This window comes from Streptomyces sp. NPDC020965 (genome assembly GCF_044333555.1).
Taxonomy (GTDB): domain Bacteria; phylum Actinomycetota; class Actinomycetes; order Streptomycetales; family Streptomycetaceae; genus Streptomyces.
In genome coordinates this window covers 339817-352997 of the sequence record NZ_JBIRRE010000008.1, presented here as the reverse complement: position 1 = coordinate 352997, position 13181 = coordinate 339817, and the positions used below count along the sequence as shown (strand labels likewise).

At 71.3% G+C, this 13181-nt stretch carries 18 protein-coding genes; 12 read left to right on the top strand and 6 right to left on the bottom strand.

The window, feature by feature from the left end:
- The 3 genes from stsB to ACH4S7_RS24655 all read right to left on the bottom strand — a co-directional run bounded on the left by stsB (window position 1) and on the right by ACH4S7_RS24655 (window position 2955).
- The gene (gene stsB / locus ACH4S7_RS24665) at window positions 1-1425 is read right to left on the bottom strand and encodes a StsB family radical SAM/SPASM domain sactipeptide maturase (RefSeq protein WP_398523431.1); all 1425 of its coding nucleotides are present in this window, start codon (window positions 1423-1425) and stop codon (window positions 1-3) included.
- A gap of 79 nt (window positions 1426-1504) precedes the next feature.
- A complete protein-coding gene (gene stsA / locus ACH4S7_RS24660; protein WP_398523430.1) occupies window positions 1505-1621 on the bottom strand; it encodes a StsA family sactipeptide RiPP in 117 nt (38 codons plus the stop codon).
- 431 nt (window positions 1622-2052) lie between these two features.
- Window positions 2053-2955, bottom strand: coding sequence for a LysR substrate-binding domain-containing protein (locus tag ACH4S7_RS24655; protein ID WP_398523429.1), 903 nt, complete (start codon window positions 2953-2955; stop codon window positions 2053-2055).
- 93 nt (window positions 2956-3048) lie between these two features.
- Here ACH4S7_RS24655 and ACH4S7_RS24650 point away from each other — a divergent pair, with 93 nt between their 5' ends.
- Window positions 3049-4263, top strand: coding sequence for a pyridoxal-phosphate dependent enzyme (locus ACH4S7_RS24650; protein WP_398523428.1), 1215 nt, complete (start codon window positions 3049-3051; stop codon window positions 4261-4263).
- 216 nt (window positions 4264-4479) lie between these two features.
- Here the strand turns inward: ACH4S7_RS24650 and ACH4S7_RS24645 are convergent, their stop codons facing one another.
- Window positions 4480-5247, bottom strand: a complete 768-nt coding sequence (locus ACH4S7_RS24645; protein ID WP_398523427.1) for an AraC family transcriptional regulator — start codon at window positions 5245-5247, stop codon at window positions 4480-4482.
- 55 nt (window positions 5248-5302) lie between these two features.
- On the opposite strand from ACH4S7_RS24645, the gene ACH4S7_RS24640 reads away from it, so the two are divergent.
- Window positions 5303-5884, top strand: coding sequence for a class I SAM-dependent methyltransferase (locus ACH4S7_RS24640; protein WP_398523426.1), 582 nt, complete (start codon window positions 5303-5305; stop codon window positions 5882-5884).
- Here the strand turns inward: ACH4S7_RS24640 and ACH4S7_RS24635 are convergent.
- Both ACH4S7_RS24635 and ACH4S7_RS24630 read right to left on the bottom strand, forming a co-directional pair.
- Window positions 5879-6292 (bottom strand): VOC family protein, encoded by a 414-nt coding sequence (locus ACH4S7_RS24635; protein ID WP_398523425.1) that lies wholly within the window; start codon window positions 6290-6292, stop codon window positions 5879-5881. The genes ACH4S7_RS24640 and ACH4S7_RS24635 overlap by 6 nt on opposite strands.
- A 178-nt stretch (window positions 6293-6470) precedes the next feature.
- Window positions 6471-7514: a PHP domain-containing protein gene (locus tag ACH4S7_RS24630; protein WP_398523424.1), complete on the bottom strand. Its 1044-nt coding sequence runs from the start codon at window positions 7512-7514 to the stop codon at window positions 6471-6473.
- A 187-nt stretch (window positions 7515-7701) separates the two neighbouring features.
- Here ACH4S7_RS24630 and ACH4S7_RS24625 point away from each other — a divergent pair, with 187 nt between their 5' ends.
- The 10 genes from ACH4S7_RS24625 (at window position 7702) to ACH4S7_RS24580 (ending at window position 13175) form a co-directional block, all read left to right on the top strand.
- Window positions 7702-8022: a gas vesicle protein gene (locus tag ACH4S7_RS24625; protein WP_398523423.1), complete on the top strand. Its 321-nt coding sequence runs from the start codon at window positions 7702-7704 to the stop codon at window positions 8020-8022.
- A 234-nt stretch (window positions 8023-8256) separates the two neighbouring features.
- A complete protein-coding gene (locus ACH4S7_RS24620) occupies window positions 8257-8703 on the top strand; it encodes a gas vesicle structural protein GvpA (RefSeq protein ID WP_398523422.1) in 447 nt (148 codons plus the stop codon).
- Entirely contained in the window at window positions 8700-9416 is a 717-nt protein-coding gene (locus ACH4S7_RS24615) for a GvpL/GvpF family gas vesicle protein (RefSeq protein ID WP_398523421.1), read from the top strand. Before ACH4S7_RS24620 ends, ACH4S7_RS24615 begins: the two co-directional genes overlap by 4 nt.
- A 2-nt stretch (window positions 9417-9418) precedes the next feature.
- Window positions 9419-9664 carry a gas vesicle protein GvpG gene (locus ACH4S7_RS24610; protein ID WP_398523551.1) on the top strand — a complete coding sequence of 82 codons (246 nt, stop codon included), beginning with the start codon at window positions 9419-9421 and terminating at the stop codon, window positions 9662-9664.
- A complete protein-coding gene (locus tag ACH4S7_RS24605; RefSeq protein WP_398523420.1) occupies window positions 9661-10251 on the top strand; it encodes a DNA primase in 591 nt (196 codons plus the stop codon). Before ACH4S7_RS24610 ends, ACH4S7_RS24605 begins: the two co-directional genes overlap by 4 nt.
- Window positions 10244-11386: an SRPBCC family protein gene (locus ACH4S7_RS24600; RefSeq protein WP_398523419.1), complete on the top strand. Its 1143-nt coding sequence runs from the start codon at window positions 10244-10246 to the stop codon at window positions 11384-11386. The genes ACH4S7_RS24605 and ACH4S7_RS24600 overlap by 8 nt, the downstream gene beginning before the upstream one ends.
- Window positions 11383-11757 carry a gas vesicle protein gene (locus ACH4S7_RS24595; protein ID WP_398523418.1) on the top strand — a complete coding sequence of 125 codons (375 nt, stop codon included), beginning with the start codon at window positions 11383-11385 and terminating at the stop codon, window positions 11755-11757. The genes ACH4S7_RS24600 and ACH4S7_RS24595 overlap by 4 nt, the downstream gene beginning before the upstream one ends.
- A complete protein-coding gene (locus ACH4S7_RS24590; RefSeq protein WP_398523417.1) occupies window positions 11754-12674 on the top strand; it encodes a GvpL/GvpF family gas vesicle protein in 921 nt (306 codons plus the stop codon). The genes ACH4S7_RS24595 and ACH4S7_RS24590 overlap by 4 nt, the downstream gene beginning before the upstream one ends.
- Window positions 12671-12901 carry a gas vesicle protein gene (locus ACH4S7_RS24585; RefSeq protein ID WP_398523416.1) on the top strand — a complete coding sequence of 77 codons (231 nt, stop codon included), beginning with the start codon at window positions 12671-12673 and terminating at the stop codon, window positions 12899-12901. The genes ACH4S7_RS24590 and ACH4S7_RS24585 overlap by 4 nt, the downstream gene beginning before the upstream one ends.
- Window positions 12894-13175 (top strand): gas vesicle protein K, encoded by a 282-nt coding sequence (locus ACH4S7_RS24580; RefSeq protein WP_398523415.1) that lies wholly within the window; start codon window positions 12894-12896, stop codon window positions 13173-13175. Before ACH4S7_RS24585 ends, ACH4S7_RS24580 begins: the two co-directional genes overlap by 8 nt.
- Window positions 13176-13181: the final 6 nt, after the last annotated feature.

Below are 13181 nucleotides of genomic sequence, written 5' to 3'. Positions count from 1 at the left end.
TCACTTGACCATCGGGAGAATGGGCAGTTGCCGACGGCCCGCTCTCTTCCAGTCCTCGTAGACGGGGTGGACGCTGTCGTCCGCGACCAGTCGGGGTCGCAGCATCTCGTCCTGGTGATCGAGGAGTTGCGCGCCGGTCGCTCCGATTGCGCGCCACCAGTTGGTGACCATCGAGTGCCGCAGCACCCGGCAGAGATGGCGGCCGTTCTGGTGGATGTCGCCCGACTCCGCCATGTGGTAGCCGCGGCAACCGCCGCCGCAGGCCGCCCGGATGTAGCAGCGCCGGCAGTCGCTGAGGTTCTCCCCCTCGAAGACGCTGTTGCGGCGCATGTCGGCGAAGACCGGGGAGGCGAACAGTTCGGCCAGTGGCCGATGTCTGACATTGCCGGCCTGGTGGACGGGCTTGGTGACGAGTTTGCAGGGGTACACGTCACCGAGGGAATTGATATAGATCTCGGTGCCGCCCATACCGCAGTTTCCAGTGATCGAACAGGGTTTGCTGGCGCGGGGGCCGTCGGGCAGCAGTGCGGCGGCCCGGGGATTCGTCCACATGAATCGCTGGACCTTCTGGAATTCGGTCCAGCCGAAGTCATAGCCGTCGCTCGCGGCCCGCCCCAGGTCGGAGTGGTTCATCAGCCGCACCCGGCGGACCTTGAGGCCGGCGACGAACCGGGAGACCTCGTCGAGCGCGTCCACGTTGTCCGGGGTCACCACATGGTTGATGACCGGGACCACCCCGGCCTCGTTGAGCAGGTTCAGCCCGTGGGCGGTGCGCCGGAAGGTGCCCTTGCCGCGGGTCTTCTCGTGGAGTTCCGCCGTGCCGCCGTCGACGCTCACGGTCACGGTGGTGAAGATGTCCGCGATCCGCTGCGCGGTCGCGGCCGTGCGGATCATCGTGCCATTGGTGATCATGTTGACGGTCAGGCCCCGGTCGCGGGCGTGCTCGGCGACGGTGAAGAAGTCCTTCCGCAGCATGGGTTCGCCACCGGTGAGGATCAGCGTGCTGGTGTCCATATCGGCGATCTGGTCCACCAGGCCGAGTGATTCCTCGGTGGTCAGCTCACCGGGCAGACACTTCTCCGACGACGCGTAACAGTAGGGGCAGCGGAGGTTGCAGCCGTCCGTGATCGCGTAGTAGACGAGCCGCAGCGCGGGTTCGCTCTGGCGCACCCGGGGCTTGCGGCCGGGCAGGTAGACGATCCACTTGAGGACCAGTTTGGCGAGCGTCTGTTCCGTGGTCCGTGTGTCGGCGGGGGAGGTGCCGTGCCGGGCGAGGGCCTGGAGCACCCCGGTCTCCGCCTCGGTCAGCGCGCACCACGCGGCCAGTTCGGGGTTGGCGACCAGTCGTTTTCCGGAGTCCGGGTCCAGGAAGTAGACGAGGTCGTCCGGGACGGCCAACGTGTCCCATTGCTCCAGCAGCTTCATCCGTCACCTCTTCGTGGGCTCGCCGATGAACGGGCGGGGGAGCCATGAGGGTCCCCCGCCCGTGGTGCCGTGCGGTGTCTCAGGTGGCTTGGCCGGAACCGGCGCCGGAGCCGCCCGAGCACTCACAGGAACAGGATGCGGCGGCGGTGAAATCGATCGGGAGCAGCTCGGGCCTGACCCAGACAGGAGGCTTCACGATGGAGTGTCCTTTCCTTCGATTGCTTCGACGAAAACGTCCTTGCCGCGCCGGACACAGGGGTGTCCCGACAGTGGGTAATCGGGATCCGGACCGACCCGCCCGAGGAGAAACAGCGGATGGCGTTGCTGAATCTTTTCGGTCTGGCGGGATATCGACGGCCTGGGTGTTTCCCGTGATCCGGGCAGATCACAGTGTTGAAGGAGAGATCAGGCAAGTCAACAAGGAATGCAGTAGTCCGGATTCGGCCTTTCGGTGAGTTAACTTTGCCATTGCTATGGCTTTGAGTAATCGCTAGAAATTCGCCATGGCCGGTAGGCGCCGCTTTCTCCCGCGGCCGGCCCGGAGCACCGACAGGCCGCCGCCCTGCGGCCGATGGGCGTCCCCGGCGGTCATCCCCCCGGCGGCCGACGTGCTGGCGGGGACCCGGTCTACGGTCGTACCGCGTCGGCCGACCGCCGCAGCGCCGCCCGGAACGCGCGGATCGCCGGATGTTGGCTGCGCCCCCGGCGTACGGCCGTGAAGACCCGCCGGGAGCGACGGCCCCGAGGCAGCGAGTGCAACGGCACGGTGGGAGTGCGGCCGTGCCAGACCAGATCCGGCAGCAGCGCCGCCGCGTGACCGTGTTCCACCAGACGCAGATGGAGCAGCAGATCGGTCGACTCGAACCGGATGTCCGGCTCGAAGCCGGCGTCGCGGCAGAGCGTCATGGCCCAGTGCCGCGCCGCCGTGCCCTCCGGCTCCAGTACCCACGGCCGGTCGGCCAGCCCGCGCAGGGTCGTCGGCCCGGCCGCCGCACCGGTGTACGGAGGGGCCAGTCGCAACGGGTCCTCACAGAGGTCCTCCCGTTCGACGCCGGGCGGCCGGGGATCGGGGTTGCCCGGATACTCCTCGGCGACCACCAGATCGAAGTCCCGGGCGAGCAGCGCGGGGAGTGCGTTCTCCGGCTCGGTCTGGGTGACGTGGACGCGCAGCATCGGATGGGTGTCTCGGAGCAGCGAGAGCGCTGCCGGGACCAGGCTGAGGGCGGCGGTCTGGAACGAGGCGACCCGCAGGGTTCCGGTGAGGTCGACGAGCGAGGCGGCGATCTCCGCCTCGGCCTGCTCCAGCCGCTCCAACACCGCCTCGGTGTGGGCGACCAGGATCTCTCCCTGCTCGGTCAGCCGCACCCGCCGCCCCACCGGCTCCAGCAGGGGGACGCCGACCTCCGACTCCAACTGGGAGAGCTGCTGGGAGACGGATGAAGGGCTGTACGAGAGGGCGGCGGCCACCGCGGCGAGCGTGCCCCGGTGCTTCAGCTCGCGCAGTAGCCGCAGCCGGTGCAGGTCAAACATCGGGACCCCGTTTCCATTCATCGGAATTTCCGATGATTATCATTCGAAATGCTTCGCTGGACCGAGCATAGGCTCAGCGGGCACGGTGGTCGGGTGACCAAGACTCCCCTCCGGGGCCGGCCCGACGGCCCCCAGCGCTCCCCCCGGTACGACCGCCCCGCAACCGATCGCCCCCGAGCCGACCGCCCCGAAACCGGCCGCACCCGAGGCATCCACCCGGGGCCCGGCCGCACCTGGTACGCCCGTACCGTCGCCCCCGTCCTGACCTGCGATCCGGTCCCGGCCGCCGTGGGCGAGTTCCATGCCTCGCTGCCCGGCTACGCCCGCACCCCCCTCACCGAACTCCCCGCCCTGGCCGCCGCGCTCGGTGTCGGCCGGGTCTTCGTCAAGGACGAGTCGGCCCGGCTCGGCCTGCCCGCCTTCAAGGCACTCGGCGCTTCCTGGGCGGTGCACCGGGTCCTCGCCGAGCTGCCTCCGGGCAGCCGGGTACAACTGGTCACCGCCACCGACGGCAACCACGGCCGGGCCGTGGCCAGGATCGCCCGGCAGCGCGGCCTGCCCGCCCATGTCTTCGTCTCGCGGGGAGTGCACCCGGAGGCCGTCGCCGCCATCGAGGCCGAGGGGGCGCGGGTCACTCGGGTCGACGGCGACTACGACGAGGCCGTGAGCCGGGCGGCGCGGGCGGCGGCGGACGCCGGCAGCGTGCTCCTCCAGGACACCGTGGTGACCGGGGACGACCGTGTGCCGCGTTGGATCGTCGAGGGCTACGCCACCCTCTTCGCCGAGATCGACGCCCAAATCGCCGCGGTCGGCGCCGGGGGGCCGGCTCTGATCGCTGTGCCCGTCGGAGTGGGTTCACTCGCCCAGGCCGCGGTCACCCATGCCCGCAGCCGCCCGGTCGGAACCGCCGCCCCCGCCCTGCTGGCGGTGGAACCACAGGCCGCGCCCTGTGTCCTGGCCAGTCTGCTCGCCGGACGCCGGGTCACCGTCCCGACCTCCGCCACCGCGATGGCGGGCCTCAACTGCGGCACCCCGTCACGGCTCGCCTGGCCCTTCCTGCGGGACGGGCTCGACGCGGCCGTCGCGGTCACCGAGGCGGAGTGCGCCGATGCGACCCGCGCCCTCGCCGGTCTCGGTGTCGAGGCGGGGCCCTGTGGCGCCGCCTCGCTCGCGGGTGTCCGCGCCGCCCTCACGGGTGACGGCGCCCCCGGCCGCCGTGCCGCGCTCGGCGCCGGTCCGTCGACCACCCTGGTGCTGCTGAGCACCGAGGGCCCTGCCGCCAACCCCCACCGCGTCGACGCGGTGTGAGCCTCCGGGCCCGGCCCACACCGCCCGGTGCCGGCCGCCGGTGGACCGCCGTCCCCGGTCGGCCGGTGACGATCGCCGGGTCGCCCACGCCCGGCCCGCCGTTCTCCAGATGCCCCCCGGCGGGCAGTCCGCGGGACCTCGTGTCCGTTTCGGCGCCCGTACGGCACGAGGCCGGGCGCCCACCCCCGACGCGCCGCCCGGCGCTCTCAGCTCCCCTCAGGGCATCGGGAAGTACTGGCGCGGCGTCAGCCCCACGATCCGGTGGAACGCGGCCACGAACGAACTGGCCGATCCGTACCCCACCCGGCGGGCCACCGCCTCGATCGGCAACTCACCCGCGAGCAGCGGCATCGACGCCTGCATCCGCAGCCGCTCCCGCCACTGGCCGAACGTCAGCCCCGTCTCCGCCGTGAAGAGCCGCGCCAGCGTGCGGGCGCTCGCGCCGACCTCGCTGCCCCACGCCTCCAGACCGCGGCCGTCCCGGGGATCGCCGGCGAGCGCCCGCGCCACCGCCCGCGCCCGGGGATCCCTCGGCTCGGTGACGGACACACTGGTCACCGGCAGCGGATCCAGCACGTCGAACACCACGGACTCCGCCCGTTCCCGCGCCCGCGCCGTCAGATCCTCACGGTGCAGATGGTCGATCAGGGCGCTCAGCAGTGGACCGACCGACACCACCGTCGGCTCCGTCCAGGCGTCCGGGCACCTCAGCGGATCGAGATACGGGCTGCGCATGTCCACGGTCCCCATGGCGCCGGTCGCGTGCGGCAGCCGGGCGGGGATCCACAGCGCCATCGACGGCGGCAGCAGCCAGGCCCCCGCCGCCGTTCTGACCGCGAGCAGACCGCTGCGGGACCAGGCGAGTTGATGGACCGGATGGCGGTGGGTGGGAAACCAGGCGCCCTTCGGCAGCGTGAAGGTGCCGACGACGATCGCGGTCCCCGGGGCGGCTCCGTACGGCGCCAGATGTCCGTTCTGCGACATGAGTCGGAAGCCTAGCCCGTGGCGGCCCCGGAGCGAACCGGCTTACCGTCGAATCATGCCGATGAACAAGGCGCACCGCCGACTGTGCAGCTCGGAGAAGTGGGCGAAGACGATGGAGGAGACCTTCCTCCCCTGGGCCCTCGACGGCGTTGAACTCGGCTCCGACGTGCTGGAGATCGGCCCCGGATACGGCGCCAATCTGCGCGTACTGATCGGACTCGCCCCCCGGGTGACCGCCGTTGAGATCGACGGCGACTCCGCTCGGCTCCTCGACGAGACCTGGGGCGACCGGGCGCGCATCGTGCACGGTGACGCGTCGGCCCTGCCACTGCCGGACGGGTCCTTCTCGGCGGTGGTGGCCTTCACGATGCTGCACCACGTACCGACGGACGAACTCCAGGACCGGATCTTCGCCGAGGCGTTCCGGGTGCTGGCCCCCGGCGGGGTCTTCGCCGGGAGCGACAGCCAGCCGAGTCTCCGCTTCCGGCTGCTGCACATCGGGGACACCATGAACACCCTGGACGCGCGCGAGCTGCCCGGGCGGCTGACCGCCGCCGGATTCACCGGTGTGACGGTGGAACCCTCGCCCCTGCCGGGTGGCCGCAGTATCCGCTTCCGGGGCCGCAAGCCGTCATAGCGGTCGCTGGGCGGCGGACTGCGGTGGCCCCTGGTCGACCGCGAGCGAGAACGAATGGCCGGCCGGATCGGAGTAGATCCGGACGTCGCGCGGCCCGCCGTTGTCCTTGGTGTCCACCGGTCTGGCACCCAGGCCCACGGCCTCGCGCTCGGCCTCGTCCATATCGGCATGGGCCACCAGGACGCGCAGGTGGGCCTGTTGCGAGTCCTCCGGCCTGGGCCAGCTCGGGGGCGCGTACCCGAGGTCCCGGCGAATGGCGAGCCGCACCCCGGCGTTTCCGACGATCTCCACGAAGTCGGGGTCGTTCCCGATCCGGACCTCGGCGTTCAGGAGGGCGGCGTAGAACTCCGCCAACTCCAGCGGTTCGGCGCAGTCCAGGACGAGCACACTGGTCTTTTCGACTGTCATGGCGTGCGTCTACCCCCTGTTCCCGCCGCCATACGGTCGTACGGGCGGTCAGGCGGCGCGTAGCGGCGGGCGACGGAGGGCCGTACGGGGATCGCGCGCGCCCCCCGGCTGTGCAGGCTTTCGATAGCGCCCCCGCCCGCGCGCTCCCCACCGGTCCGGGCGCGCTCCCCGCCCGCCTTCACCCCGCCGTCCAGGCGAGCAGCTCATCCGCGCCCCAGGTATTGATCACCCGCTCGGACGGCACCCCACCCCGTTCCGCGCGGGCACAGCCGATGATCTGCCAGTCGAGCTGTCCCGGCGCATGCGCGTCCGTGTCGATCGCGAAGAACACCCCCGCGTCGACCGCGGCACTCAGGAGCCGCATCGGCGGGTCCAGCCGTTCGGGCCGGCAATTGATCTCCACGGCCGTGCCGTGCGCCGCGCAGGCATCGAACACCCGCGCCGCGTCAAAGTGCGACTCCGGCCGGGTGCCGCCCCGACCGGATCCACCACCGCGCGACCGCTCCCGGCCGATGAGCAACCGCCCCGTGCAGTGCCCGACCACATCCACCAGCGGATTCTCCACCGCCGCGATCATGCGGCGGGTCATCTTCGCGGACTCCATCCGCAGCTCCGAGTGGACCGATGCGACCACCAGGTCCAGTTGCGCCAGCAGTTCCGGTTCCTGGTCCAGCGAGCCGTCCGACAGGATGTCGCACTCGATACCGGTCAGCAGTCGGAAGGGGGCCCACCGCCGGTTCAGCCCCGCCACCACGTCCAACTGCTCCCGCAGCCGCCCGGCTGAGAGACCGTTGGCGACCGTCAGCCGGGGGGAGTGGTCGGTGAGCACGGCCCACTCGTGTCCCAGTGCGATGGCCGTCCGGCCCATCTCCTCGATCGGACTGCCCCCGTCCGACCAGTCCGAATGTAGATGGCAGTCGCCCCGCAGCAGGGCGCGCAGTGCGCCCCCGCCGTCGGCGAGCGGTGCGCCGGCCTCGTCCTCCAGCCGCTGGAGATAGCCGGGCACCTCCCCGGCCAGGGCCTCCCGTACGACCTTCGCGGTCTTCGGCCCGATGCCCTTGATCCGCTCCAGTGAACCCGTCGCGGCGCGCTCGGCGAGCTCGTCGCCCGTCAGCTCCGCCAGGGTGGCGGACGCGGTTCGGAAGGCGCGGACCCGATAGGTCTCCGCCCGAGCGCGCTCCAGCAGGAACGCGACCCGGTCCAGCGCCTCCACGGGGTCCATGTCCGGCTCCCTCACACCCGTCGCGACCGTGCTCCGGGACCACGGTCCCGGAGCCTCCCCCCACTGTCGCGCGCCGCTCCCACGACGGCACGCCGGGGCGCACCCCACGGGCCGGTTCCGCCGCCCGGAGGCGATGGTCATGGGTTTGGAAGGCCGCAGGCGTGCAACACGGAGTCAGGAGGTGCTCATGGCCGACACATCGAAGAACACGCGGGAGAAGGACCGGGAGAAGGACGGTGACGCACCGTCCGCGCCGGGCGTCACGGAGGTCCTGCGCAGAGCCGGCGCGCAGCTCGCCGAACTCACCGGTCGGGAGACCGAATCGGTCTCCTCGTTCGTCCGGACGGAGGACGGCTGGTCGCTGGAGGTGGAGGTGCTCGAACTGGCACGCGTCCCCAGCACGGCCAGTCTGCTCGCCTGCTACGAGGTGACCCTCGACGAGCAGGGTGAGCTCACCGGTTACCGGCGCATCAGGCGCTACGAGCGGGGTAGGCCGGACCCTCGTTAGCACCGGCCCCCGGTAGGGGCCCGTACGCGCGGTCATCGGGCCGGCCGGAGCACCGGCGCGCCACCGAGGGCGCCGCACGGATCGGACGCACCGATCGGACAGACCCCCCGCCGGGGGACCCCGTCATCGACGCGACGCGATCGACACGGCGCACCCGCCGAGGGGCGCCCGCGAAGCGTCACCGACGGCATGTCACGGACGGCATGTCACCGACGACAAGGAAGGCTGATAGCGATGACAGTTGTGCCCGCACAACAGCAGTCAGGCGGAGGCGGCGGCTCCAGCGGCCTCTACGACGTGCTGGAGCTGATCCTCGACCGAGGTCTCGTCATCGACGCGTTCATCCGCGTCTCCCTCGTGGGCATCGAGATTCTCAAGATCGACATCCGGGTCGTGGTGGCCAGCGTCGACACCTATCTGCGGTTCGCCGAGGCGTGCAACCGCCTCGATCTGGAGGCCGGCCCGCGCAAGGACCCGGGGCTCCCCGATCTGCTCGGCGAGATGACCGAGTCCGGCGCCCGCGGCAAGACCAAGGGCGCGCTCTCGGGCGCCGCCCAGACGGTGGCGGACTCGTTCCAGCAGGCGCGTGACGACAGCAAGGGCGAGGAGCGGTCCGAGTCCAAGCCGCGTGCGCGCACCCGCCGCCCGGCCGCCCGGAAGCAGGAGGAGGAGACGGAATGAGCGTCTACGTCTACGGCATCGCCGACAGTGCCCATCCGAGTCTCCCGGAGCGGACAGACGGGATCGGAGATCCGCCCCGGCCGGTCCGGGTCGTCCGGCACGGCCGGATCGCGGCCCTGATCAGCGACGCGCCGGACGAGGTACGGCCGAAGCGCCGCGATCTGCTGGCCCATCAGAACGTACTGCGGGTGGCCGGCGAGACCGGTGCGGTCCTGCCGCTGCGGTTCGGCGGTGTGTCGCCCGACGAGGAGACCCTGACGTCGGTCCTCGCGGACCGTGAGGAGTACTACGTCGAACGGCTCGGCACCCTTCAGGGCAAGGTCGAGTACAACGTGAAGGTCACCCACGACGAGGAGGCCGTGCTCCACCGCGTGCTCGCCGACGACCCCGGCCTCCGGGCGATGGCCGAGACCAACCGGGGCGCGGGCGGCGGCTCGCACAGCCAGAAGCTCCAGCTCGGCGAGGCCATCGCGGCGGCCGTCCAGCGCCGGGAGACGGACGACGCCGATCTGGTGCGGTCCGCGCTGGAGGGCGCCTGTGAGGAGATGAACGCCGGGCCGCAGAGTCTCGGCTGGCTGGCGAACCTCTCCTTCCTGGTGGAGCGCGACCGCAGCGCGGCCGTGGTGGAGGCGGTCGACGCGCTGCGGGTGGCACACCCCCATCTCGTACTGACGCTCACCGGGCCACTGCCCCCCTACAGCTTTGTGGAGTGAGCGTGGGGCTGATCGGTGAACTGCTGGCACTGCCCGCCGCCCCGTTCCGCGGCTCCCTCTGGGTGCTGCGGAAGGTGGTGGACGAGGCGGAGCGGCAGTTCTACGACCCAGCGGCCGTCCAGGCCGAACTGGCCCGTCTCGCAGAACAACTCGAAGCGGGCGAGATAGACGAAGCCGCGTTCGACCGCCAAGAGGACGAACTCCTCGACCGGCTGGAGACCGCGCAGAACAGAGAGCAGGGACGATGAACACCAGGCTGACGATCGGCCTCGCCGTGGGCGCGGGCTATGTGCTCGGGCGTACGAAGAAGGCGAAGCTGGCGTTCGCCGTCGGCACGATGGTGGCGGGCCGGCGGATGACGGCCGGACCCGGGGCCGTCGGAGAACTGATCACCCGGCAACTGCGGGAGAATCCGCGCTTCAAAGAGTTGGGCGATCAGCTCCGCGGCGATCTGAGCGGTGTCGGCAAGGCCGCCGCCGGGGCGCTCGTCATGAAGCGGCTGGACTCGCTCGCCGACCGGCTGCACGACCGGACACTGGACGTCCAGGACCGGATCGACGGCGTCACCCCCGGAAAGTCCGGAGAATCCGGCGACGATGGTGCCGGTGGTGACGACGCTCGGCCCGACGGCGATGGCGATGGCGAGGCGGAGCGGGAGGAGAAACGGCCCGCGAAGAGGTCCACCGCTCGGAAGTCCACCGCCCGGAAGTCCACCGCGCGCCGGGCGTCCACCGAGTCGGACAGGACCGCGGGCACCGCGCGCCGGGCGGCGAAGAAGGCCCCCGGCTCCTCAGCCGGGAAGAACGCGTCGAACGGGGGCCGGAGCCGTGGCTGACACATCGAATCCGTCGCTCGTCGACCACCCCGCCGTCCAGCGGTTGAAGGACGAGGCCCAGGGCTATCTGGCCGCCCGGGCGCAGCGGGCCCTGATGTCCGCCGGCGAGAAGCTGGGCCGGGCCACCGGCAGGCTCGACGACATCGCGGAGGGCCGCAGCCCGGGGCTGGCCAAGGCGGCACTGGCCACCGGCCGCAAGGTGGCCGAGGGAAAGAACCCGGTGCGGGGCGCGCTCGAAGCCGGGGCGTCGCACGTCAAGGACAACGTCACCCAGGCGCTCAAGGGGCTCGGAAAGAAGAAGTCCAAGGGTGGCGGCGGCAAAAAGCCCGTCGTCATCATCGAATCGGTCGATGTGGGTGTTCCGGTCCGTGAGGCGTACGACCAATGGACCCGTTACCAGGACTTCTCCACCTTCGCGCACGGCGTCAAGAGCGCGAGCGCGGCCGACGACACCACATCGGACTGGCAGGTCAAGGTGTTCTGGTCCAGCCGGAGCTGGCAGGCCCGGACGACCGAGCAGATACCGGACACCCGGATCCAGTGGACGTCCGATGGCGCCAAGGGCAGCACCAAGGGCGTCGTGACCTTCCACTCCCTCGGCGACACCCTCACCCGGGTGCTGCTGGTCGTGGAGTACTACCCCCAGGGGCTCTTCGAGCGGACGGGCAACATCTGGCGCGCCCAGGGCCGCCGGGTACGGCTCGACCTCAAGAATTTCGCCCGGCACATCTCGCTCCGCGGTACGGCGGAGGACGGCTGGCGCGGCGAGATCCGGGACGGCGAGGTGGTGCTCAGCCACGATGACGCCGTCGCGGATGAGGAGGAGCGGGCGGCGGACGCCCGGGACGAGGACTGGGCCGACGGCTCCGGCGACGGCCCCGTCGAGTACGAGGACGAGGACGAGAGCCAAGACGCATCCGGCGACGCGGCCGACTACGAAGACGACGACGAGGCCGACGTCGAGTACGAGGACGAGCCGGCCGACCCGGAGGACGAAGCCGAGGACGCGGAGGACGGCGGCTACGAGGACGAAGCCGAGGTCGAGGATGAGCCGGCCGCCGAGGAAGAGGGCTACGAGGACGACGGCTACGAGGACGAGACGAACGCCGATGCCGATACCCGGGAGCGCCGATGACCACGCCGACCAGGCTCTCGGACCCGTACGGCTCCGGTGGTGGCGCCAACCTCGCCGATATCCTCGAACGGGTGCTCGACAAGGGGATCGTCATCGCGGGTGACATCCGCATCAACCTCCTGGACATCGAACTCCTCACCATCAAGCTGCGGTTGATCGTCGCCTCCGTCGACAAGGCGAAGGAGATGGGCATCAACTGGTGGGAGGACGACCCGGAGCTCTCCACCGGAGCCCGGCGCCGGGAGCTGGCAGCCGAGAACGAACGGCTCCAGCGGCGGATCGCCGAACTGGAGTCGGCCGGACGGGAGGGCTCCGGCGAGGTCAAGACCGGGACCGGGACCGTGGAAGAGATCAGGGGAGAACGGGCATGACCGACCTGCGCTATGTGTACGCCGTGACCCGCCCCTTCCAGGCCGCGCTGCCCGCGGATCTGCTGGGTGTGGCCGGGGCCCCGGCGTACCGGCTCGACCATGACGGGCTGGTCGCCGTGGTCTCCGCCGTGCCCGCCGAGGACTTCGACGAGGTTCCACTCAAGGAACGCCTCGAAGACCTCGACTGGCTCGGCGCGACCGCCCGCGGGCACGAGGCCGTGGTGACCGCCCTCGTCTCCGTCACTGGGCCGTTGCCGCTGCGGCTCGCCACCGTCTGCCGTGACGACGACGGCGTACGCCGGCTGCTCGAATCCGGCCGGGCCCGGTTCGTCCGGACCCTGGACCGGCTCGACGGACGGGTCGAATGGGGGGTGAAGGTGTACACGGAGGCACCGGCCGCCGAACCGAAGGCACCCGCCGCTGAACCGGAGGCGCCGGCCGAGCCCGCCCCGGCCACCGGCCGCGACTACCTCCGCCGCCGGCTGCGGGAACGCCGTACGGGCGAACGCTCCTGGGAGCACGCCGACGCCGTCGCGCGTGGACTCCACGGGGAGCTGTCCCGCCATGCGGAGGCCGTCCGCTGGCACCGGCCGCAGCAGGCCCGGCTCTCCGGGGTGCCCGGCGAGAACATCCTCAACGCCGCCTATCTCGTACCGCGGGCGTCCGGCGCCGCCTTCGTCGAGACGGTACGGGAGTGGCCGGCCGCGCCGGGGGTACGGGTGGAGCTGACCGGGCCCTGGGCCCCGTACTCCTTCGCAGACGCAGACGCAGACGCAGACGCAGACGCAGACGCAGACGCAGACGGGGAAGCGGGCGCGGGCCGGGACGCGGCGGGCGATGCCCCGCCCACGGTCACCGGCGACGGGACCGGCGGTACGGAGGGTGGCGGACCGCCGCGCGCGGAGGACGGCCGATGACCTACGCGGAATCGTCCCCGCTGGCGGAACGACAGGTCGCCCTGGTCGATCTGCTCGACCGGCTGCTCGCCGGCGGTGTGGTGATCAGCGGTGACCTCACCCTGCGGATCGCCGATGTGGACCTCGTACGGATCGACCTCAAGGCCCTGGTCAGCTCCGTCACCGACCAGGTGCCCTCCCCCTGGGAGCCGGCCCCGGACCTCCTGGAGGGGAGGCTGTATGACTGAGCGTCGCAAGCTCGACCTCGATGCCGACACGGTCGAACGCGATCTCGCGAAACTCGTACTGACCGTGGTGGAACTGCTGCGTCAGCTCATGGAGCGCCAGGCCCTGCGGCGGGTCGACACAGGAGATCTGACCGAGGAGCAGGAGGAGCGGATCGGGCTTACCCTGATGCTGCTGGAGGACCGGATGGGTGTGCTGAGGGAGGAATTCGGGCTGAAGCCCCAGGACCTCAATCTTGACCTCGGGCCGCTCGGACCGCTTCTCCCCAGGTCCTGACCCGAT